Genomic DNA, 21572 nt, shown 5'->3' with positions numbered 1-21572 from the left:
TTCTACGCCGCTGCGAGCCCCCGCGCCAGCCTGCGCAGCCCCTCCGCGATCTCCTCGGGAGTCTGGGTGACAAAGCACAGCCGCAGGGTGGCGCGGTCGGGTTCGCCGGCGTGGAAGGGGGCGCCGGGGACGTAGGCGACGTCCTCGCGCACGACCGTCGGCAGCAGCGCGGTCGTGTCGTACGGCTCCGGCAGCCGCGCCCACAGGAACATGCCGCCCTCGGGGCGGGTCCAGGACGAGCCCTCGGGCAGGGCCGCGGGCAACCCGGCGAGCATCGCGTCCCGGCGCCCGGCGTAGGCGCGGGCCACCCGGGCGACGTGCGCGTCGAGGTCGCGGTCGGCCAGGTAGCGGGCGGCGGCGAGCTGGGTGACGGTCGGGGTGTGCAGATCGGCGCTCTGCTTGGCGACCGCGCAGGCCCGGCGCAGCGCGGCGGGCGCCCGCAGCCAGCCGATCCGCAGCCCCGGCGCCATGACCTTGGAGAGGGAGCCGAGCAGCACGGTCCGGTCGCGCGCGTCGTCGTGGGCGGCGATCCACGGCACCCGCTCCCCCTCGAACCGCAGCTCGCCGTACGGGTCGTCCTCGACGATCCACAGGCCGTGCCGGGCGGCGACCGCGGCGATCGCGGCGCGGCGCTCGGCGGGCAGGGTGCGGCCGGTGGGGTTGTGGAAGGTGGGCACGGTGTACAGCAGCCTGGGGCGCTCGCGCACCACCAGCTCCGCCAGCGCCGCCGGATCCATGCCGTCCGGGTCGCCGGGCACGGGCACGATCCGCGCGCCCGCGAACCCGAAGGCCTGCAGTGCGGCCAGGTAGCAGGGGTTCTCGACCAGCACCGTGTCCCCGGGCTCCAGCAGGGCGGTCGCGAGCAGCGACAGGGCCTGCTGGGAGCCGTTGGTGACGAGCAGGTCGCCGGCGTCGGTGGGCAGGCCGCGCGCGGTGGTCCGGGCGGCGAGCGCGGCCCGCAGCGCCGGCTCGCCCTCGGTCGTGGAGTACTGCAGCGCCCGCGCGGGTGACTCGGCGAGCACGTCCCGGAAGGCCGCCGCGACGCCTTCCGTGTCGAACAGCTCCGGCGCCGGCAGCCCGCCCGCGAAGTTGATCACCTCGGGGCGGGCGGTGACGGCCAGGATGTCCCGGACCGGCGACCCGCCGACCGCGCTCACCCGGGCGGCGAGCGGCGGGACGGGAGCGGGGGCTGGGCTGGACGCGGTGGGCGCGGACTCGGCGGCGAGGGTCACGGTGCGGCTCCTGGGGTGCGTCGGGACGACGGTCGCGTACCGTCTCGGCCGCACCCTAGAGAGATAGCTGCCGTCTACACCGGTGTTTCCGCGATACGGACGTCCCGATGCCCGTACGACTCGTACGCCCCGGACGCCTACCCGTCGGCGCCGGCGTCCGCGTCGACCATCGCCTCGCCCCACCCGGAGCCGCCCAGCGGGAAGTCGTACGCGGGACGGCCGTTGTTGCCGCTGGTACGGAACGGCTTCTCGCCGTCGCCGATCAGCAAGGTGCCGCCCCGGGAGCCGCTGGACCAGGTCAGCTCCAGGTACCAGCGCACCTCGTACGCCGAGGCGTCGGCCGTGACGTGGAAGACCTCCGGGTCGGACTCGCTCACCTTGAACGGGAAGTCCCGGCCGCCCGCCGCCGCCTTCACCGCCGGCCGCGCCGCGTCCAGCGCGATGGTGAACGGCCGGGTGGGCACGTCGCCGCCGCAGCCGACGCCCATCGCGTAGTCGTTCCACGGCAGCGGCGCGCCCCGGCCCACCACCCGCACGGTGAGATCCTCCACGACGACCGTCTCCCGACCGGTGCCCTGCACGGTGAGCGTCACGTACTGCTCGCGCGCCGACACCGCCCGCTGGGAGGCGACCCACGCCGGTGCCTCCAGCTCCACCGGCGGCGGGGGCACCTCGCCCGGCGGGCGGTCGATCAGATAGTGCTGGGAGCACGGGGACTCCCAGGCGTACGGGCGGGTCGTGACGGTCAGCGGCACCGGGGCGGAGGCGGACTCGCCGCGCCTCGGGGGTGCGGAACGGGGGCTCGTGGAGGGGTCGGCGGCGCTCCCGGCGGAGGAGCCGGTTCCGCCCTTGCCCTTCTCCCCTTGCGTCTCCCGCTTGCGCTGCCTCTCCTCCGGCGTTCCCGACGCGGACGGCGGGAGGGACGCCGACGCGTGCGCGGAGGCCCGCTGCCCGCCGTCGGACGCGGCCACGCCGGCGGGTTGGCGCGCGCCCGTCGCCTCGGGCGTCCCGTGGCCCCCGGACGGCAGGCTCACCGCGAGCGCCACGGCGGCGACGACGGCGAGGGCGCCGGCGAGGAGCGCGGCCCGCCGCCCGCGGAAGGGCCGCCGCCCCGAGGGCTCGGTCGCCACCTCGGGCGCCCCCTCGTCCGGCACCACTTCGGCCGCCGCGTCCGGCACCGCCTGCGAGACCGCATCCGGCACCACGTCGGGCACCGCCCCCGGGACCGCATCCGGCACCACGTCGGGCACCGCCCCCGGGACCGCATCCGGCACCACGTCGGGCACCGCCTCCGGGACCGCATCCGGGACCGCCTCCGGGACTACCTCGGGCACCGCCTCCGGCACCCGTTCCGCCGCCGCCTCGCCCTCCCGCGGCACCTGCCCCGCAGCCGCCCTGCGCTGCCCGCGCCCCGCGTCCGCCAGCACCCACCGCCGATGCAGCTCCACCAGCTCCCGCGGCGACGCCTTGCACAGCCGGGCCAGCCGCTCGACGGGCGCGTACTCGGCCGGTACGGCGTCCCCGTTGCAGTAGCGGTGCAGCGTCGACGTACTCATGTGCAGCCGCCGCGCGAGCACCCCGTAACTGAGCCCCGAGCGTTCCTTCAACTCCCGCAGCAGCGCGGCGAAATCCTCCGGCACCGTTGTCCGCCCCCGTATCCGTGTCCCGTTCCGGCATTCCAGCCGGTGGATGTTCCCCCAGGTCAAGCGGCTGCGGGCGTTCCAGCGTCCCGTTTCCCCCGCCTGGTCTGGCAGCCGGGACGGAACACACCGCAGGCTCCTCTCATCCAAGCACGCCGCTCCCGCCGGACGGTCGAGCGGCGGCCCTCAACTCCTGTTCGAACGAAGGATTCAGCCATGCGCGTGTTCCGCCGTACCCGCCTGCTCGCCGCCACCGGCATCGCCGTCACCGCCCTCGCGCTCACCGCCTGCGAGGACGGAACGGGAGCGCGGGTGGAGAGCAAGCCGTCAGGGACCACCACGCCGTCCGCGACCGCCCCGAGCGCCGCCACGGCGAGCGCGAAGCCGACGACCGCCCGGCCGTCGGGCGCCCCGGAAGGCACCCGGCAGGCTCCCGAGCCGACGCGCAACGCCCCGGAATCGGCGGACCCGGGACGGTCGGCCGGCTCCGGCTCAGGCTCCGGCTCCGGCTCCGGCTCCGGCTCCGACGACGGACCGGTGCGCACCATCTGCAACGGCTCCAACACCACGGTCACCGCACAGCCCGTGCCCCGCCCGCTGAACCACATGCTGCTCACCGTCACCAACACCGGCTCGAGGCCGTGCAACCTCATGTACTACCCGGTGCTCCGCTTCGACGAGATGCAGTGGGTGCCGCAGGCCCGGCCGGAGACCAAGCCGCAGGCGGTGCCCACGCTCGCGCCGGGCGAGTCCGGCTACGCGGGCGTCCTGCTCTCCTCGGCGGACGGCAGCGGCGATGGCGGCACGACCGCCCGGAAGCTGACCGTCTCCTTCCAGGGCGGCACGCCCAACAGCGACGGCGGGGCCTCGGCGACCCCGCCGCTCCCGTCCGAGGGCGTCTACTACGACAGCTCCCTGTCGGTGACGTACTGGCAGTCCTCCATGGAGGACGCGCTGAACTAGTCCGGGAACCGACCGTCCCGGACCGGTCCCGGCTGGTCCGGCTAGTCCCGGCCCAGCTTCTGGGCGGCCTCGGTCGCCCAGTAGGTGAGGATGGAGCGCGCACCGGCACGCTTGATGCCGGTCAGCGTCTCCAGGATGGCGCGATCCCGGTCGATCCAGCCCTTCTCGGCGGCGGCCTCGATCATCGAGTACTCGCCGGAGATCTGGTAGGCGGCGACCGGCACGTCCACCACGTCGGCGACCCGGGCGAGGATGTCGAGGTAGGGGCCGGCGGGCTTGACCATCACCATGTCCGCGCCCTCCTCCAGGTCCAGGGCCAGCTCGCGCAGCGACTCGCGCACATTGGCCGGGTCCTGCTGGTAGGTCTTGCGGTCGCCCTGGAGCGAGGAGGCGACGGCCTCCCGGAACGGCCCGTAGAAGGCGGAGGCGTACTTCGCGGTGTAGGCGAGGATGGCGACGTCCTCGCGCCCGATCTGGTCGAGGGCGTCGCGGACGACGCCGATCTGCCCGTCCATCATCCCGCTGGGCCCGACGACATGGGCGCCGGCGTCGGCCTGGACCTGCGCCATCTCGGCGTACCGCTCCAGCGTGGCGTCGTTGTCGACGCGGCCGTGCTCGTCGAGGACGCCGCAGTGCCCGTGGTCGGTCGTCTCGTCCAGGCACAGGTCGGACATGACGAGCAGGTCGTCCCCGACCTCGGCGCGCACGTCCCGGATGGCGACCTGGAGAATCCCGTCGGGGTCGGTCCCGGGCGTGCCCTGGGCGTCCTTCTTGGACTCCTCCGGCACGCCGAACAGCATGATCCCGGAGATCCCGGCCTCCACCGCCTCGGCGGCGGCCTTCTTGAGGCTGTCCCGCGTGTGCTGCACGACCCCCGGCATCGCCGCGATCGGCACCGGCTCGCTCACGCCCTCGCGCACGAACGCGGGCAGGATGAAGTCCGCCGGGTGCAGCCGGGTCTCGGCGACCATCCGCCGCATGACGGGGCTCGTACGCAGCCGACGCGGACGCGTCCCGGGGAAGGATCCGTACTTCGTCATACGCCTACGCTACGCCCGCCCCGGCACCCCCTTTACCGACGCCCAGTCGGCGCCCCGCATGCAGCCGAGGCCCCCCGGAGCCATGCTGGAAAGACGAAGACACGCTTGCTCGCCGCACCCATCCGCCCGACCGATCCGCACGACCGCTCGCAGCACCGATCCCGCACGACCGATCCGCACGACCGGTCCCAGAACCCCGAGGACCCCGAGGACCCCGACGGCCTCCCTCCCTTCCGGCCGGCCGCGCCGCCGTCCCTCCGTCGTCGCACGCGCCACGGAGGACCCGATGACCGCCACCCACCCCACCCCCGCCCTCTTCGCCCTCTCGGACGTCCGCGGCCCGGTCCTGCGCCCCGGCGACGACGGCTACGCCGAGGAGGTCGCCGGCTTTAACCTGGCCGCCCTGCACACCCCGGACGTGGTGGTGGGCGCGACCGGCGCCGACGACGTCGTCGCGGCCATGCGCTGGGCGGACCGCACCGGGACCCCGGTCGCCGTGCAGGCCACCGGCCACGGCGCCAACTTCCCCATCGACCACGGCCTGCTGATCAGCACCGCGCGGATGACCGGCGTACGGGTCGACCCGGACCGGCGCACCGCGACGGTGGCCGCCAGGGCCAAGTGGAGCCACGTCATGGCGGCGGGCGCCCCGCACGGCCTCGCCGGCCTGAGCGGCACCTCCACGGACGCGGGAGTGGCCGGTTACACGGTGGGCGGCGGACTGCCGGTGCTCGGCCGGGCGTACGGCTTCACCGCCGACCTCGTCCGCTCCTTCCAGGTCGTCACCCCGGACGGCACCGCCCGCGAGACGGATGCCGGGCACGAACCGGAGCTGTTCTGGGCGCTGCGCGGCGGCAAGGGCAACGTCGGCGTCGTCACGTCCCTCGTGATGGACCTGCTGCCGGTGCCGCGCCTGTACGGCGGGGGCCTGTACTGCCACGCCGAGCACGCCGAACCGTTGCTGCGCGCCTGGGAGCGGTGGACGCGGACGGTGCCGGACGAGATGTGCAGCGCGTACACCATCCTGCGGCTGCCGCCCATCCCGCAGATCCCCGAGCCGCTGCGCGGCGGCTTCTGGGCCCGCGTCGCGCTCGCCTGGCCGGGCGATCCGGCCGAGGGTGAGGCTGTGATCGCGCCGCTGCGCTCGGCCGCCCCGGTCGCGGTCAACATGGTCGAGGAGATGGACCACGCGGACCTGGACCGCATCCACCTGGAACCGCAGGACCCCCTCCCGGTCCGGGAGTCGTGCCTGCTGCTGCGCGACCTGCCCGCCGACGCCGTCGGCACGCTACTGGAGCTGGCCGGCCCGGGCGCGGGCGCGGAGTATCCGCTGCTGATGGTGGAGGTGCGCCACATGGGCGGCGCGCTGGCCCGCCCGCCCGCCGCGGAGGACGCCGTCTGCGCCCGCGACGCGGCGTACTTCCTGGACTCGGTCGGCGTCCTGCCCGCCCCGCCGGTCGCCGAGGCCGTCGAGCGGGCCACGAGGGAGCTGTACACGGCCATGGCCCCGTACGGCACCGGGCGCACCATGGTCAACATCCACGGCACGCCGGGCGACGAGGCCGACCGCGCCCGCGCCTGGACCCCGCAGGTCCACGACCGCCTGCGCCGCGCGAAGGCGACGTACGACCCGGCCAACCTGCTCCGCTTCGGCCACACGGTCGCGCCGCTCTAGCACGCGGGCGGCCGTGGCGGTTCGGGACCGCCCGCGTCACGCCGCCCGGAGCGGCTCGCCCGCCCCCGGGGACCGGTCCGGGTGGTCCCGGCAGTCCCGGCAGCGGCCGGGGCACGGGGCGCGGAAGGCGCGCTCGCAGCCGTCGCACGTCTGGAACGGGTGGGGGCGGCGGGCGGCTCCGGCGTCGGCGGGCGCGGCCGGAGGACGAACGGGCAGGGGTGGTGGCAGTAGTTCGCGCAGGCGGTGGGCGAGCACACCGGCCGGGTGGCGCATGTCCTCGGGGAGGCCGTCGGTCAGGACGCGGTGGACGACGGCGGTCGTGGCGCCCCCGGCGAACCAGGCGGCGACGGCGGGAGCGAGCCGGTCCACCTGCCGCCGGGAGAGGGTGAGGCGGTCGTCGGTGCGGCGCAGATCCGTGAGCAGGGCGACGGCCCTGTCGTGGTGCCGGTCACCGGGGGTGCGCTCGGGCTCCCCCATCTGCGGCGGGACGGGTGGTGCGGCAGGCGCGGGCGGTTCCGGTTCCCCGCCGGTCACGGCCCCGTCGGCGGCGCGGGCGGCGCCCTCGGCGGCGGGGACGTGGTGGGCGTAGGTCCGCGTGTACAGGCGGCCGGCTTCCGTGCGCTCGCGCACCCGCTCCAGGTAGCCATGCGCCTCCAGCTCCCGCAGCGCGAAGGCGATCCGGTCCCGCCCCTCGGGGAAGCGCTCGGCGAGGCTGCGGATGTCGACGGGGGCGCCCTCCGGCAGCGACAGGATGTGGGTGGCCAGTCCGATGGCGGTCAGCGACAGCTCGCGGTGCTGGGCGAGGTGGTTGCCGACGATCGTGTACCGGTCGGGTTGGTACGCCCGTACGTGGGTGACACCGGAGCGGGTGGCGCTGCGCCGAACACCCTGATGCGAGCGCGCGGCAGCGCTAGGCTTCGTCTCAGCCATGGGGAAGGGTTCGCTTCCTCTGTGGTCAGGCCCTCGCCCGGGATGGCAGTCCCTGCGGGGGCCGATGCATGTGTGGGGTTGTGATGGTGCCTGGGCCGAGACTGCACGTCCGCGCCACCGCCGCGCCAGCCGCACCGACCGCTTTCACCCGCCCGTGTGACACACGCGAGGTTTGGTTGGTTGGGAGGGTTTTCTCCCAGGGTTCTTTGGTCTTTTACCGCCCGCGGCCCCGGCCCGCACCCCACCGGTCCACGTGTTTCCGGGCTCCGGCGCGGCGGACCCGCGAGGGGTGATCCGACGATTCCCGTCACCCACGGTGTCCGCTCGTGGGCAGCCTGTGAAAAAAACGGAACGTATGAGGGCCGGCGGGAGAGCGAGGGCCGTGAGCGACTGGGACGCGGGACCGGACGACGAGGAGGCGGGGGCCGTGTTGCGCACGGTCTCCCGGCAGTTGAAGCTGTGGCGGGAGGCGGCCGGCCGCACCCAGGCCGAGTTCGGCGCGGCCATCGGGTACGGAGAGGACCTGGTGTCCTCCGTGGAGCGGGGGCGGCGGATTCCCCGGCCGGAATACCTGGACGCGGCGGACGAGGTGCTGGGCGCGGGCGGGAAAGTCGCGGCACTCAAGCGGGACGTGGCGGAGGTCCGGTATCCGAAGAAGGTACGGGACCTGAAGAAACTGGAGGCGGAGGCCGTCGAGCTGTGCGCCTACAACAACTCCGTCGTCCATGGGCTGTTGCAGACCATGGAGTACGCACGAGCCGTGTTCAGCGCTCGTCGGCCTCCCTTCACGCCCGACGAGCTCGAACAGCGGCTGTCAGCCCGCGTGGCACGTCAGGAGATCGTCAGCGATACGGCGGTCCGGCCCGTCTTCAGCTTCGTCCAGTGCGAGTCGACGCTTCGACGGCCCATCGGAGGCAGGACGGTCATGCGGGGACAGCTCGAACGACTCCTGAAGATCGCGAAGTTCCCCAACGTCGACCTTCAGGTACTTCCGCTCGGCCACGAGGAGAACTCGGGTCTCGCCGGGTCGTTCAGGCTGCTCAGGCTCAAGGAGGGCACCACGGTCGGGCACGTCGAGGTGCAGCACATCAGCCGTGTGATCGCCGATCCGAAGGAAGTGCAGCTCCTCGACATGCGTTATGGACTATCCGGGCGCAGGCTCTCAGCCCACGAGAGTCGATGGCCTTCATCGAGAAAGTGCTTGGAGAGACATGACCCTCAAGCCCTACGGCGGAGCCGGCCCGGACCACGTGTGGATAAAGAGCAGCTACAGCACGGACGAGGGCCCCGACTGCGTCGAGGTGGCCACCGCCCCCGCCCACGTCCTCGTGCGCGACTCCAAGAACCCGGACGGCCCCCGCCTCACCCTCGCCCCCACCACGTGGGCGACCTTCCTGCCGTACGCCTCCGGGAACTGACGGCGCGGACACGCGCGGCCCCGCACCGAGCCGACGCGGGGCCGCATGCGCACACCCGGCTCGCGCTCCCGGCCTGGCCAGCCGGGAGGAGGGCCGCTCACAGTCCCCTGACGACTCGGGCCCTGCCCTGCGTGCGGAAACCGAGGGCGTGTCGGTAGATCTCGGGCATGCGATAGCGGCCGTCGGCGTCCTTGGCAAGGGCGCCCCACTGTTCGAGGGCATCCACGTCGTCGGGGTTCAGGCCCACGTCGGACGCCTCGAACGGCATCTTCACCGAGTCCGAGAAACTCGACATGTGCCGCAGAAGCTTGCCCAGGCGCGGATTCTCCTGGTTGATCTCATCAACCTTCGCCCGGCTGCACGCCCCCAGCGCCCGGCGCATGGCGGCCGGAGTCAGCACTCGGTCGGACCAGCGGTTGTCGCCCACTGAGGCCTTGGCCGCCTCGCAGAGAAAGCGCACGATGTCACGTGCCTGGATCTGCTCCTTGAAATCCGCGAGAGCCGCGGGTACCCACCGCTCGGTCCACGCCTCGCGGGAACTGTCCGTGCCGAGTTTCGCTCCCCACAGGGGCAGCAGAGCCTGGACGATCTCGTCGTAGCCCATGTCCGCGATCGGCCGGGCCGGGTCGGTGACGGCACAGGCGTTGGCCGCCACCCACAGGGACAGCCGCAACGCGTCCTCGGTGTCCCACCGCAGTTCATAGGGCGAGTAGCGGTCGAGGAACTGTCCGAGGTTCTGCCGGATCGCGGTACGGACCAGGTCCTGCCGTACGAACACCACCAAGCCGAGCGAACGGCTGCGCAGTCGCCGCAGCCAGGCCGGAACGTCGATGAGCAGGGTTCGCAGGGCAATGCGCTTGGGTTCCGTCTCCAGTGACTCCAGCCAGTCCTCCAGGCCGTCGACGACGAAGAGGGAGCCGACGGAAGCGTCCTTGTTCAGGTGGATGAGGAACTCGTCGGTGGGCTCGTCCCGTGCCGCACCGGCCGCCCGGGCGAGGCACTCCAGCCAGCGCTCCCGCCAGAACTCGGCGTCATCCGCCCGCTCGTCACGCAGACCGGCGTTGAGGTGACTGCGGATGTCGTCCGCGGTGACACCGCTGCCGCCTGCCGCCAGGTCACGCAGGTGCTGCGGCGACGCCATGTCCTCCCTCGGTTCCGCCATGTTGACGGGATCGAGGACCGGCACCACCCTCGCCGATCTCTGGGCACGCTGGCCGTTCTCGGCGGCGAAGTCCTCCCAGGACTTCTGGGCACACATGCGGGCGAAGGTGAAGGTCTTGCCGGATCCCTTGGCACCCACCACGACCGCCACCGGCAGGTCGGTGCTGTGGTCGGCGATCAACCTGCGTACCGGCTCGGTGGTGAGGAACCCGAGGCCGGCATCCATCCCGCGCTGCTCGGCGAAAACGAGTCGGCGTGCGCTGTCCTCCAGAGCGCGTCGACGGCTGTCCAGGGTGCCCGGCTCCTCGGCGGGCACGCCGGGCGACGTCGTACCAGGGGCGAACTCCACAAGCAGTTCCGGCAGACCGCAGCGGCGCACGACCTCGATGACCGCGTCCCAGCTCTGCGGCAGAGCCAGTAGTTCCTCGCGGAACGGGCTCAGCACAGGCTCGGTCAGGACCTGCTCGTCCACCGCGAGGTCGTCCGGGGGGAAGTCGTCGGCCGTCGTCCCCGGCAGGGCGATGGTCGACGACAGCGCCTCCGACAGCCGTGTCCGGGCCTGCTCGGCATGGCCGTCGTGGACGTCGAGCCGGTACTGGGTGACGATGGCGCCCGGCGTCGGATCGGTCCTCGCGACCGCGGGCGACTGCAGACCGAGCTGCCGGATCATCGTTTCGGTGCCCTGGAGTGACTGGCTGCTGATCGTGGTGACGAAGACCCGCATGACGCGCGGGTCCAGCAGAATCGGAGCGGCCAGTTCGGAAGCACCCGCGCGAAGGTCGAGGATGACCGTGTCCGCGTCGGCAGCGCCTGCGAGCGCGGCGAGGGACTCGCTCAGGAAGTACGGAGACCGGTCCTCGGTCAGCAGGTCCGCAGGAGCGATCTGCGGCGGACCGAGCCGCGCCCTCCGGCTGGCGGGCAGGACCGTCACACATCCCGTGCCCGGATACCTCGACACCCGTTGGTTGGGCAGGTAGGCGGCGGCGATCTGCACGGCCTGCGTCGGGTCGCCCTGCTGGGCAGAGTGCAAGAGGGCGAGGACGTCCTCGTACGCGATGTCGCAGCGGCCTCCCTGGGCCTGGTACATCCAGGTGATGCCGGGCGCCTCCAGGTCCGCGTCGACGAGCAACACGTGCTGCCCCTGCGCGGCGAGATGATCGGCTAGCGCCACGGTGTGCAGCGTGCGCCCCACACCGCCCTTGAAGGAGTGGAAGGCGATCAACTGCTTGCCGTCAGCGAACTCGGCGGAACGCGGACGGGGCAGCGTCTCGCCCAGCTCTCGGGTGACACGGCGCTCCCTGAGCCTGGGACGACGCACGACGCCCTCGTGCTGCGCCGACTCCACCAGCCGGATCTCCAGCGCCTCGGGGGGATGCGAACTCGGGCGGTCCAGGTCCAGTTCGAGAGCCCCGTCCCGCTCCGCCGTGGAGCCAAGCCCGAACAGTGCGTCCAGCCACTCACGGACCTCGGTGCCTGCGGTGCCCGGCACCACGGTCAGTTCCAGCCCGTCCCACCAGGCGTCGGCTTCCAGCAGCCACCCGGGCCACGCTCCCTCGACGGCAGCCTGCGCCAATCGGGAGTCGACGTCGACCCAGGTGAACAGATTGTCGGCCACAACGCTCACGTTCCCTTCCTGGCGTCGTCCAGCAGCGACTTCAGGGCCTCCAGCGCCGCCTTCTGATCATCCGCCCGCAGCTCTGCACCATAACGCCACGCCTCGTGCAGTTGGTGGCACTCGATCCAGGTGCCGCCCCTGTGCCGACGGCATCTCAACGGGTCCGGGCCCGGGCCCGGGTCCTTGAGGTTCAAGGCCTTGGCCAGGCGCCGGAGATCGTGCGACCGGAGGTCCTTCGGCAGAGCAGCCGTGTCATTGCGGTTCAGGACGCTCCGCAGCACCCCTGCCTTCAAGCCGCACTCCGCCGCGTAGAACAGCAGCAGCCCGCTCGCCGCCGTCTCCCCCGCCTGCTCCGCGGCCCGGGCCTGCCTCGCCAGTCTGTCGCGGCTGCGTCGCAGCTCGCCCACCCCCACATCGACCATCGGGCCAGATTACTGAGGGGCAGGAGGGGCCGTGGAAGAGTTTCCGGACACCGTCCCGGCCGGTGGTGCCCGGAAGAAGAGGAACGCGCCCCGTACCGCAGTCCGGGACGCGTTCGTCATGCCCGGAGGCGTCTCACGTCGTCGTACGCCGCCTGCGCGCCCCCGGACGCCGCTCGCTCGGCCGCGTCACCGGCTCGCCGGCCTCCAGCGCCGCCAGCCGCCGCTTCATGCCGAAGTCGGCCAGCGCCTCCGCCAGCTTGTGCACGGACGGCTCGGGCGCCATGACGTCGACCCGCAGGCCGTGCTCCTCGGCCGTCTTGGCCGTGGCGGGGCCGATACAGGCGATGACCGTGACGTTGTGCGGCTTGCCGGCGATGCCGACCAGGTTCCGCACGGTCGAGGACGAGGTGAACAGCACGGCGTCGAAGCCGCCGCCCTTGATCGCCTCGCGGGTCTCGGCCGGCGGCGGCGAGGCGCGCACGGTCCGGTAGGCGGTGACGTCGTCGACCTCCCAGCCCAGCTCGATGAGCCCGGCGACCAGGGTCTCGGTCGCGATGTCGGCACGCGGCAGGAACACGCGGTCGATCGGGTCGAAGACCGGGTCGTACGGCGGCCAGTCCTCCAGGAGCCCGGCCGCGGACTGCTCGCCGCTGGGCACCAGGTCGGGCTTCACGCCGAAGGCGATGAGCGCCTTGGCGGTCTGCTCGCCCACCGCGGCGACCTTGATCCCGGCGAAGGCGCGGGCGTCGAGGCCGTACTCCTCGAACTTCTCCCGGACGGCCTTGACCGCGTTGACCGAGGTGAAGGCGATCCACTCGTAGCGGCCGGTGACCAGGCCCTTGACCGCGCGCTCCATCTGCTGGGGGGTGCGCGGCGGCTCGACGGCGATGGTCGGCACCTCGTGCGGCACGGCACCGTAGGACCGCAGCTGGTCGGAGAGCGACGCCGCCTGCTCCTTCGTGCGCGGCACGAGCACCTTCCAGCCGAACAGCGGCTTGGACTCGAACCACGACAGCTTCTCGCGGCGGGCGGCGGCGGAACGCTCACCGACCACGGCTATCACCGGCTGCCCGCCCTCGGGCGAGGGCAGCACCTTCGCCTGCTTCAGGGTCTGGGCGACGGTGCCGAGGGTGGCCGTCCAGGTCCGCTGCCGGGTGGTCGTCCCGGCGACGGTGACGGTCATCGGGGTGTCCGGCTTGCGGCCGGCGGCGACCAGTTCCCCCGCGGCCGCCGCCACGGAGTCGAGCGTCGTCGACACGACGACCGTCCCGTCCGACGCCCCCACCTCCGTCCAGCACCGGTCGGACGCCGTGCGCGCGTCGACGAACCGCACGTCGGCGCCCTGGGCGTCGCGTAGCGGCACACCGGCGTACGCGGGGACGCCGACGGCGGCGGCGACACCGGGCACGACCTCGAAGGGCACCCCGGCGGCGGCGCAGGCGAGCATCTCCTCGGCGGCGTACGCGTCGAGTCCGGGGTCGCCGGAGACGGCACGCACCACCCGCCTGCCGCCCCGCGCGGCCTCCATGACAAGATGTGCGGCATCCCGTTCCACGGGCGCCACAACGGTTGTTGACGTGCCGTCAACCACCGTCAGCTGAGGCGTGCCTGTGCCCGGAAGCCGGTCCGAGGAAGGATCCGGGTCCGGGTTCACCACGGCGACGCCCGGCTTGGCGTGGACGCGCACGACGTCGAGCACCTGGTGCTCGGCGACGAGGACGTCCGCGTTCGCCAGCGCCTCGACGGCGCGCAGTGTGAGCAGTCCCGGATCTCCGGGTCCGGCACCCAGGAAGGTGACGTGACCGTGTTCCGGACCGGCGGGAAGGGTGGTGGGGCTCACTGTGCTCGCTCCCCCATCAGACCGGCCGCGCCCTGGGCGAGCATCTCGGCGGCGAGTTCGCGGCCGAGCGCCACTGCCTGGTCGTGCGTCTGGGGCACGGGACCGGTGGTGGACAGCTGCACCAGCGTGGCACCGTCGGTCGTGCCGACGACGCCGCGCAGGCGCATTTCCTTGACAATCTGCCCGCCGGCGGCGGCCTGGGGGTCCCCCCGCTCGAGCGGAGCCGAGAGTGGGGGAAGGTCGGCCAGCGCGCCCACCGGGGCGCTGCAGCCGGCCTCCAGGGCGGCGAGCAGTGACCGCTCGGCGGTCACGGCGGCCCGGGTGAACGGGTCGTCGAGCTCGCCGAGTGCGGCGATCAGGTCCGCGTTGTCCGCGGTGCACTCGATCGCCAGGGCCCCCTGGCCGGGGGCAGGCAAAACCGTGTCGACCGACAGGAAGTCGGTCACTTCCTCGCTGCGGCCGATCCGGTTCAGTCCGGCGGCGGCCAGCACGACGGCATCCAGCTCGCCGTCGTGGACGTACCCGATCCGGGTGTCGACGTTGCCGCGGATCGGCACGCACGCGAGGTCGAGTCCGTGCGCGCGGGCGTACGCGTGCAGCTGCGCCATGCGGCGCGGCGAACCGGTGCCGACGCGCGCGCCGCGCGGCAGGTCGGTGAGCTTCAGCGCGTCCTTGGCGACAATCACGTCACGCGGGTCCTCGCGCACCGGCACGGCGGCCAGGACCAGCTCCGCGGGCTGCGCGGTCGGCAGGTCCTTCAGCGAGTGCACCGCGAAGTCGACCTCGCCGCGCAGCAGCGCGTCGCGCAGCGCGGTCACGAACACGCCCGTGCCGCCGATCTGCGCCAGCGCCTCCCGGGAGACATCGCCGTAGGTGGTGATCTCCACCAGTTCGACGGGCCGCCCGGTGACCTGGCGGACGGCCTCCGCCACCTGCCCGGACTGGGCCATGGCGAGCTTGCTCCGCCTGGTCCCGAGCCTCAGCGCCTTCTCACTCATCGTGGCCCTCGGTTCTTCTCGGTGCTGTCCTCGGCGCGGGAGACGGAGGCCACCGTCTCGGGGTCGAGGTCGAACAGGGTGCGCAGCGCGTCCGCGTACCCGGCGCCGCCGGGCTCGGCCGCGAGCTGCTTGACCCGCACGGTCGGGGCGTGCAGCAGTTTGTCGACGACCCGGTGGACGGTCTGCCGGATCTCGCCGCGCTGCTTGTCGTCCAGGCCGGGCAGCCGGCCGTCGAGCCGGGCGATCTCCGCGGCGACGACGTCGGCGGCCATCGCGCGCAGCGCGACGACGGTCGGCGTGATGTGGGCGGCCCGCAGCGCCGCGCCGAAGGCCGCCACCTCGTCGGAAACGATACGCCTGACCTGGTCGACATCGGCCGCCATCGGCGCGTCGGCGGACGCCTCGGCCAGCGACTCGATGTCGACGAGGCGCACTCCGGCGAGCCGGTGCACGGCGGCGTCGATGTCGCGGGGCATGGCGAGGTCGAGCAGGAAGAGCACGGGCTCGGGGCGCTCGGCGGCCACCGGTTCGGGCTTGCGCCGCTCCGGGATGCGGCCGACGGCGGAGGCGGTCGCGGCGAGCGCGCCGATCAGCTCGGCGTCGGCTTCGGGCCCGCGCCGGGCGGTCTCCCGGCGGGCGGTGGTGCCGCCGACGACCCAGGCGGCGTGCTGCTCCAGCGTCGCCGCGTCCATCCCGGCCACGGCGGCCTCGCCCATCACGGAGAAGCCGGGCGCCGCGGACAGGTCCAGCGGGCAGCCGTCCTCGGTGCCGACGCTGGTGGGCGGCAGCGGCGTGGGCCGTACGCCGGTCCGGTCGTCCGCCGCCTTCCCGTCCGCCCGGTCCGGCGTACGGGGGTGGCCGGCGGCCTCGGTGACGACCGTGCCGGCGCGGTCGCGCACCGCGGCGGCGACCGTCTCGGCGGCGAGCACCAGGCCGGTCGCGCCGGTGCAGGAGACGGCGATGTCGGCACGTGTCAGCTCGGCCGGCACCGCGTCCATCGGTACCGCGCGGGCCGGCACGTCCGTGTCCTCGGCCTCGGTGAGTATCCGGGCCAGCCGCTCGGCGCGCTCCTGGGTGCGGTTGGCGACGACGACCTCGGCGACCCCGGCGCGCGCGAGCGTCGCGGCGGCCAGCGAGGACATCGAACCGGCGCCGATCACCAGCGCCCTCTTGCCGCGCACCCAGTCCTCGACCGGCGTGCCGACGGCGAGCTGCTGCAGGCCGAAGGTGACCAGGGACTGCCCGGCGCGGTCGATGCCGGTCTCGGAGTGCGCGCGCTTGCCGACCCGCAGGGCCTGCTGGAACAGGTCGTTGATCAGCCGCCCGGCGGTGTGCAGTTCCTGGGCGCGGGCCAGGGAGTCCTTGATCTGGCCGAGGATCTGGCCCTCGCCGACGACCATGGAGTCCAGTCCGCAGGCCACCGAGAACAGGTGGTGGACGGCCCGGTCCTCGTAGTGCACATAGAGATAGGGGGTGAGCTCGTCCAGCCCGACCCCGCTGTGCTGGGCGAGCAGGGTGGACAGCTCGGCGACACCGGCGTGGAACTTGTCCACGTCGGCGTACAGCTCGATGCGGTTGCAGGTGGCCAGCACGGCGGCCTCGCCGGCCGGTTCGGCGGCGACGGTGTCCTGCGCCAGCTTGATCTGCGCGTCCGCGCTCAGCGCCGCCCGCTCCAGCACGCTGACCGGGGCGCTGCGGTGGCTCAGTCCGACGACGAGGAGGCTCATGCCGGCATCACGGCGGGCATGTCCCCGTCGGGTCCCTGGTCGGCGGAGTCGCCGCGCTGGGCGGCGGCCGGTACGGCGGACTCGGCCGCGGCCTCCTCGCCGGCCTTGCGCTGCTCGTGGAAGGCGAGGATCTGGAGTTCGATCGACAGGTCGACCTTGCGCACGTCGACGCCGTCCGGGACGGACAGCACGGTCGGCGCGAAGTTCAGGATGGAGGTGACCCCGGCGGCCACGAGCCGGTCGCAGACCTGCTGGGCGGCGCCGGCGGGGGTGGCGATGACACCGATCGACACACCGTTGTCCTGGATGATCTTCTCCAGGTCGTCGGTGTGCTGCACCGGGATGCCGGCGACGGGCTTGCCCGCCATGTTCGGGTCGGCGTCGATCAGCGCGGCGACCCGGAAGCCGCGGGAGGCGAAGCCGCCGTAGTTGGCGAGGGCGGCGCCGAGGTTGCCGATACCGACGATCACGACCGGCCAGTCCTGGGTGAGCCCCAGTTCGCGGGAGATCTGGTACACGAGATACTCGACGTCGTAGCCCACGCCACGCGTCCCGTAGGAGCCCAGGTACGAGAAGTCCTTGCGCAGCTTCGCGGAGTTGACTCCCGCCGCGGCCGCCAGCTCCTCGGAGGAGACCGTCGGCACCGAGCGCTCGGAGAGCGCGGTCAGGGCGCGGAGGTACAGCGGAAGCCGGGCGACGGTGGCCTCGGGAATCCCTCGGCTACGGGTCGCCGGTCGGTGAGTTCGGCCAGTTGCCACGGTGCTCCTGCGGGTAGAGCGGGGCTGTAGGCGGTCATACGTCCCCAGACCGCCCCGTCGACAGCAGGCTATGTCTTTGTGAACGCGTGCACAAAGATAGTGTCCGATTTGCCCGGCCAACGTGACGGGGGTCACGACCGATTTCCTTCCTCACGATCCACGCCCCCGAGACCACGACAGCCATGGATCCTAAGCCGTGAGGGCCTTGCGAAGCCGCTCCTCATCGACTCGCCAGAAGGTGTGCTGCTCCCCGTCGACCAGCACGACCGGGATCTGCTCCCAGTAGCGATCGTGCAGGTCAGCGTCCTGGGTGATGTCCTTCTGCTCCCAGGGCACGCCCAGTTCCGCGCACACCTTCTCGATGACGATCTGTGCGTCATCACACAGGTGGCAGCCGGGCTTGCGGATGAGGGTGACGAGACGGTCCCGGGGAGCGACCGCGCCCCGCCGCCGGAAGATGGGACTCATACCGGCCATTCTCCCGCGCCGCGGGCCCGCGCTTCAGCCCTTCCTCGACGGTCCGGCAGCCCGGTGTTCACCGCCTCCGCCCTCACGGCGAACGGAACCTCCGAACAAAATGGCTATGCTCACGCCATGGCCGCTCTCGGATGGCTCACGGGCCGTAGGCGCTCCGCCACGGCGCGCAGCGTGTTGGCAGGCGAGGCCTCGGCTGAGGCCGCGCGCAAGTCCGCCGGGGCCACCGGGGTCTCCGGCGCGGAACCCCCCTTCCCGGTGCCCGGCGACGAGCAGGCCGCCGCCTTCTTCGACCTGGACAACACGGTCATGCAGGGCGCCGCCCTGTTCCACTTCGGGCGGGGCCTGTACAAGCGCAAGTTCTTCGAGACCCGCGACCTGGCCCGGTTCGCCTGGCAGCAGGCCTGGTTCCGGCTCGCGGGCGTCGAAGACCCCGAGCACATGCAGGACGCCCGGGACTCGGCGCTGTCCATCGTCAAGGGCCACCGCGTCGCCGAACTCAGCTCCATCGGCGAGGAGATCTACGACGAGTACATGGCCGAGCGGATCTGGCCGGGCACCCGCGCGCTCGCCCAGGCCCACCTGGACGCGGGCCAGCGGGTCTGGCTGGTGACGGCCGCCCCCGTGGAGATCGCGCAGGTCATCGCCCGCCGCCTGGGCCTGACCGGCGCGCTCGGCACGGTCGCCGAGTCCGTCGACGGCGTCTACACCGGCAAGCTCGTCGGCGAGCCCCTGCACGGCCCCGCCAAGGCCGAGGCGGTCCGCGCCCTGGCCGCCGCGGAGGGACTGGACCTGTCCCGCTGCGCCGCGTACTCCGACTCGCACAACGACATCCCCATGCTGTCGCTGGTCGGCCACCCGTACGCGATCAACCCCGACAGCAAGCTGCGCAAACACGCCCGCCGCATGGACTGGCGCCTGCGCGACTACCGCACCGGCCGCAAGGCCGCGAAGGTCGGCATCCCCGCCGCGGCGGGCGTCGGCGCGGTCGCCGGCGGCACGGCCGCGGCCATCGCCCTGCACCGCCGCCGCCGCTAGCGGTCCGGGCGCGTCACGCCGGGCCGACACGCCGCGGCGTGCGGCCAATCCACCAGTCGTACCCACCCGGACGCCCGGCCAGTCCCTCCTTACCGCACCCGGCCACAACACGTCTCGGACCCACTCGGAAGCCGAACCTTTCCGATCAACAAGTTGTCACTATGCGCAACTCGATGGGGCGTCAATCGGTTACAGAAGCGACGTAATCGATGATTTGAGCAACTGGGTGTAGCAGCGCCTGTACGAAGCGTTATTCTCCTCAGACGCAAACCGGTACCCCTCCGTCGCTACGACGGGTGAAAGGTCCCGCACTGCACGTGATGGAAGCTCTGCCTCTGGGAGTCTCGTGTACCCACACGTCGGGGTTGACGCCTCGGGCCTGGCTACGCTGCGCGCAACGGTCCTCCGACTGTTGCGCGACTTCGTCCCCACCGCGTACGCCGTCCCCGCCTTCGCCTCCGCCGCGCCCGCGGGCCCGTGCTACGCACTGGCCGACGGCGGCGCCGCGGTCGGCAGACGAGGACGCGCCACCGGCGCCCCCGCCGCGCGCCGGCCGGCCGCCGACAGCGACAGCGCCCGGATGATGGACCTCGTGGAGCGCGCCCAGGCCGGCGAGGCCGAAGCCTTCGGCCGCCTCTACGACCAGTACAGCGACACGGTGTACCGGTACATCTACTACCGCGTGGGAGGCAAGGCCACCGCCGAGGACCTGACCAGCGAGACCTTTCTGCGGGCCCTGCGCCGCATCGGCACGTTCACCTGGCAGGGCCGCGACTTCGGCGCCTGGCTGGTCACGATCGCCCGCAACCTGGTCGCCGACCACTTCAAGTCGAGCCGTTTCCGCCTCGAAGTGACCACCGGCGAGATGCTCGACGCCAACGAGGTCGAGCGCTCCCCCGAGGAGTCCGTCCTCGAGTCCCTCTCCAACGCCGCCCTGCTCGACGCCGTACGGCGGCTCAACCCCCAGCAGCAGGAGTGCGTGACGCTCCGCTTCCTCCAGGGCCTCTCGGTCGCCGAGACCGCCCGTGTCATGGGCAAGAACGAGGGCGCCATCAAGACCCTCCAGTACCGCGCCGTCCGCACCCTCGCCCGGCTCCTCCCGGACGACGCCCGCTGAACGCGCCACCCACGGCCCGCCCCGCCCGGCACCCGGCCCGCGCGCACTCTCCGCTGCCCTCAACACACCGCCCGTGAAGGCACGTTGACTTCGCGGTCCGCTCGTCCGCCGTCCGTAACCGAAGCACCGCGCCGCTCGTTGTGCGGGATGCAGGCTCCCTGTGGTCACTCCCCGGCCGTATCCGATCGCTCGTTCGTGTGGACGCGGCCGGGGTGTGCAACCCTCAGGACCCCCTGGGGAGTCGACCGTCATGACGAGAGGAGGTGCCGCCAGTGATCGCGAACGTATCGGCGCACCGGCGGGCGAACGCCTTCGCCCAGGCTCTGGAGGAGCAGTCCGACCGGGACACGGCGGACGAGCGGCCCGAGGCATCGGCACCGGATGCCTCGGAGCCGACCGGACAGAGCCACCTGCTGGCCCTCGCGACCAGTCTCGGCGAGCTGCCCAAACCGGAGCTGGACCCCGAGGTGAAGGTCGTCCAGCGGGCCCAGTTGGTGGCCGCGATGGAGGCCATGCTGCAGGAGGGCGGCGAGGCGGACCCATCGGTCCCCGAACAGCGCCGCACCCGGGGCGCACACCGGGCGACGTCACTGGGGAAGTTCCGGCCGCGCACCCGGCTGGCCAAGGGCCTCACCGCCGGCGGCCTCAGTGTCGGGGTCGCCGCCGGGGCCTTCGGCGGAGTCGCCGCTGCGAGCTCGGACGCCCTGCCCGGTGACTCGCTCTACGGCCTCAAACGGGGCATCGAGGACTTCAAACTGGGCCTGGCCGACGAGGACGACGAGCGCGGCCGGATGTATCTCGACCAGGCATCCACCCGCCTGAGCGAGGCCCGCCGGCTGCTGGAGCGCGGCCGCGGCGGCCACCTCGACCACGAGTCCCTCGGCGAAATCCGCCGCGCCCTGTCCGGGATGCGCCACGACGCCTCCGAGGGCCACCGGCTGCTCAGCGCGGCCTTCCAGCGCGACCCCGACTCGCTGGCCCCCATCCAGGCGCTGTCCGCGTTCTCCCGCTCGCACCGCGAGGCCTGGGGCGCCCTGCGCGAACGGCTGCCGCTCCAGCTGGGCGATGTCAGCGAGCAGGTGTCGTCGGTCTTCGACGCCATAGACCAAGAGGTCGCCCCGCTGCAGTCCCTGCTCCCCCAGCCCCCCGTACAGGGCGGCCCCACGAGCGGCGGGCAGCAGGGCCCGGACACCGACGAGTCCACCGGATCCTCCGGCACCGGTCACTCCTCGGTGCCCAGCACCGGCAGCGGCAGCGCCGACACCGGCCAGTCCGGCAGCGCCGGACGGCCCAGCCAGTCGGCCGACTCCGGCAAGGACGGCGACGGCCTGCTCGGCGGCAACACCGGCGGCCTCCTCGACCCGCCGGAGACCCCCGGCACGACCTCCCCGTCCGAGACCAGGGCGCCGGCCCCCGAGCCCGACGTCACGGTCCCGCCCCTCCTCCCCGGCCTGCTGCCCGGCCTGGGAATCGAGGCGGAGGACGCGGAGTAACAGCGGCCCGAGAAGCCGTACGACGACGGGG

General features: G+C 73.0%; 17 protein-coding genes and 1 pseudogene. 7 read left to right on the top strand and 11 right to left on the bottom strand.

Annotated features, from left to right (window positions below):
• Positions 1 to 2: 2 nt before the first annotated feature.
• Positions 3 to 1232 carry a PLP-dependent aminotransferase family protein gene (locus G7Z13_RS20050; protein WP_166001218.1) on the bottom strand — a complete coding sequence of 410 codons (1230 nt, stop codon included), beginning with the start codon at positions 1230 to 1232 and terminating at the stop codon, positions 3 to 5.
• A 137-nt stretch (positions 1233 to 1369) separates the two neighbouring features.
• The gene (locus G7Z13_RS20045) at positions 1370 to 2872 is read right to left on the bottom strand and encodes a helix-turn-helix domain-containing protein (protein ID WP_166001216.1); all 1503 of its coding nucleotides are present in this window, start codon (positions 2870 to 2872) and stop codon (positions 1370 to 1372) included.
• Between the two features lie 216 nt (positions 2873 to 3088).
• Between G7Z13_RS20045 and G7Z13_RS20040 the strand changes: the two genes are divergently transcribed.
• Entirely contained in the window at positions 3089 to 3835 is a 747-nt protein-coding gene (locus G7Z13_RS20040) for a DUF4232 domain-containing protein (protein WP_166001214.1), read from the top strand.
• A 41-nt stretch (positions 3836 to 3876) separates the two neighbouring features.
• Here the strand turns inward: G7Z13_RS20040 and hemB are convergent, their stop codons facing one another.
• Positions 3877 to 4875, bottom strand: a complete 999-nt coding sequence (gene hemB / locus G7Z13_RS20035; RefSeq protein WP_166001211.1) for a porphobilinogen synthase — start codon at positions 4873 to 4875, stop codon at positions 3877 to 3879.
• Positions 4876 to 5161: 286 nt separating this feature from the next.
• On the opposite strand from hemB, the gene G7Z13_RS20030 reads away from it, so the two are divergent.
• Positions 5162 to 6550: an FAD-binding oxidoreductase gene (locus tag G7Z13_RS20030; protein WP_166001209.1), complete on the top strand. Its 1389-nt coding sequence runs from the start codon at positions 5162 to 5164 to the stop codon at positions 6548 to 6550.
• A 36-nt stretch (positions 6551 to 6586) separates the two neighbouring features.
• Here the strand turns inward: G7Z13_RS20030 and G7Z13_RS20025 are convergent, their stop codons facing one another.
• On the bottom strand, positions 6587 to 7480 hold the full coding sequence (locus tag G7Z13_RS20025) for a helix-turn-helix domain-containing protein (protein ID WP_166001207.1): 894 nt from the start codon (positions 7478 to 7480) through the stop codon (positions 6587 to 6589).
• A gap of 382 nt (positions 7481 to 7862) precedes the next feature.
• On the opposite strand from G7Z13_RS20025, the pseudogene G7Z13_RS20020 reads away from it, so the two are divergent.
• A pseudogene (locus G7Z13_RS20020) lies at positions 7863 to 8695 on the top strand (helix-turn-helix transcriptional regulator).
• Positions 8692 to 8898 (top strand): DUF397 domain-containing protein, encoded by a 207-nt coding sequence (locus G7Z13_RS20015; protein ID WP_166001205.1) that lies wholly within the window; start codon positions 8692 to 8694, stop codon positions 8896 to 8898. The pseudogene G7Z13_RS20020 and the gene G7Z13_RS20015 overlap by 4 nt, the downstream one beginning before the upstream one ends.
• A gap of 97 nt (positions 8899 to 8995) precedes the next feature.
• Here G7Z13_RS20015 and G7Z13_RS20010 read toward each other — a convergent pair whose 3' ends face one another.
• From G7Z13_RS20010 to G7Z13_RS19980, 7 genes are all read right to left on the bottom strand, one after another.
• A complete protein-coding gene (locus G7Z13_RS20010) occupies positions 8996 to 11683 on the bottom strand; it encodes an AAA family ATPase (protein ID WP_240926278.1) in 2688 nt (895 codons plus the stop codon).
• On the bottom strand, positions 11680 to 12096 hold the full coding sequence (locus tag G7Z13_RS20005; RefSeq protein WP_166001203.1) for a hypothetical protein: 417 nt from the start codon (positions 12094 to 12096) through the stop codon (positions 11680 to 11682). Before G7Z13_RS20005 ends, G7Z13_RS20010 begins: the two co-directional genes overlap by 4 nt.
• A 133-nt stretch (positions 12097 to 12229) precedes the next feature.
• Positions 12230 to 13936 carry a uroporphyrinogen-III synthase gene (locus G7Z13_RS20000; RefSeq protein ID WP_166001201.1) on the bottom strand — a complete coding sequence of 569 codons (1707 nt, stop codon included), beginning with the start codon at positions 13934 to 13936 and terminating at the stop codon, positions 12230 to 12232.
• The gene (hemC, locus tag G7Z13_RS19995; protein ID WP_166001199.1) at positions 13933 to 14934 is read right to left on the bottom strand and encodes a hydroxymethylbilane synthase; all 1002 of its coding nucleotides are present in this window, start codon (positions 14932 to 14934) and stop codon (positions 13933 to 13935) included. Before hemC ends, G7Z13_RS20000 begins: the two co-directional genes overlap by 4 nt.
• The gene (locus tag G7Z13_RS19990; RefSeq protein WP_166001197.1) at positions 14931 to 16661 is read right to left on the bottom strand and encodes a glutamyl-tRNA reductase; all 1731 of its coding nucleotides are present in this window, start codon (positions 16659 to 16661) and stop codon (positions 14931 to 14933) included. Before G7Z13_RS19990 ends, hemC begins: the two co-directional genes overlap by 4 nt.
• The gene (locus G7Z13_RS19985) at positions 16658 to 17419 is read right to left on the bottom strand and encodes a redox-sensing transcriptional repressor Rex (protein WP_166001195.1); all 762 of its coding nucleotides are present in this window, start codon (positions 17417 to 17419) and stop codon (positions 16658 to 16660) included. Before G7Z13_RS19985 ends, G7Z13_RS19990 begins: the two co-directional genes overlap by 4 nt.
• Before the next feature lie 189 nt (positions 17420 to 17608).
• The gene (locus G7Z13_RS19980; RefSeq protein WP_166001193.1) at positions 17609 to 17896 is read right to left on the bottom strand and encodes a glutaredoxin family protein; all 288 of its coding nucleotides are present in this window, start codon (positions 17894 to 17896) and stop codon (positions 17609 to 17611) included.
• A gap of 117 nt (positions 17897 to 18013) precedes the next feature.
• On the opposite strand from G7Z13_RS19980, the gene G7Z13_RS19975 reads away from it, so the two are divergent.
• The 3 genes from G7Z13_RS19975 (at position 18014) to G7Z13_RS19965 (ending at position 21541) form a co-directional block, all read left to right on the top strand.
• Entirely contained in the window at positions 18014 to 18931 is a 918-nt protein-coding gene (locus G7Z13_RS19975) for an HAD-IB family hydrolase (RefSeq protein ID WP_166001191.1), read from the top strand.
• 346 nt (positions 18932 to 19277) lie between these two features.
• The gene (locus G7Z13_RS19970; protein ID WP_166001190.1) at positions 19278 to 20048 is read left to right on the top strand and encodes an ECF subfamily RNA polymerase sigma factor, BldN family; all 771 of its coding nucleotides are present in this window, start codon (positions 19278 to 19280) and stop codon (positions 20046 to 20048) included.
• 272 nt (positions 20049 to 20320) lie between these two features.
• Entirely contained in the window at positions 20321 to 21541 is a 1221-nt protein-coding gene (locus G7Z13_RS19965) for a DUF5667 domain-containing protein (RefSeq protein WP_166001188.1), read from the top strand.
• Positions 21542 to 21572 lie beyond the last annotated feature (31 nt).

The organism is Streptomyces sp. JB150, assembly GCF_011193355.1.
Classification (GTDB): Bacteria; Actinomycetota; Actinomycetes; order Streptomycetales; family Streptomycetaceae; genus Streptomyces.
The sequence above is the reverse complement of the archived record's forward strand: the minus strand, read 5'-3'. Positions and strand labels throughout refer to the sequence as shown.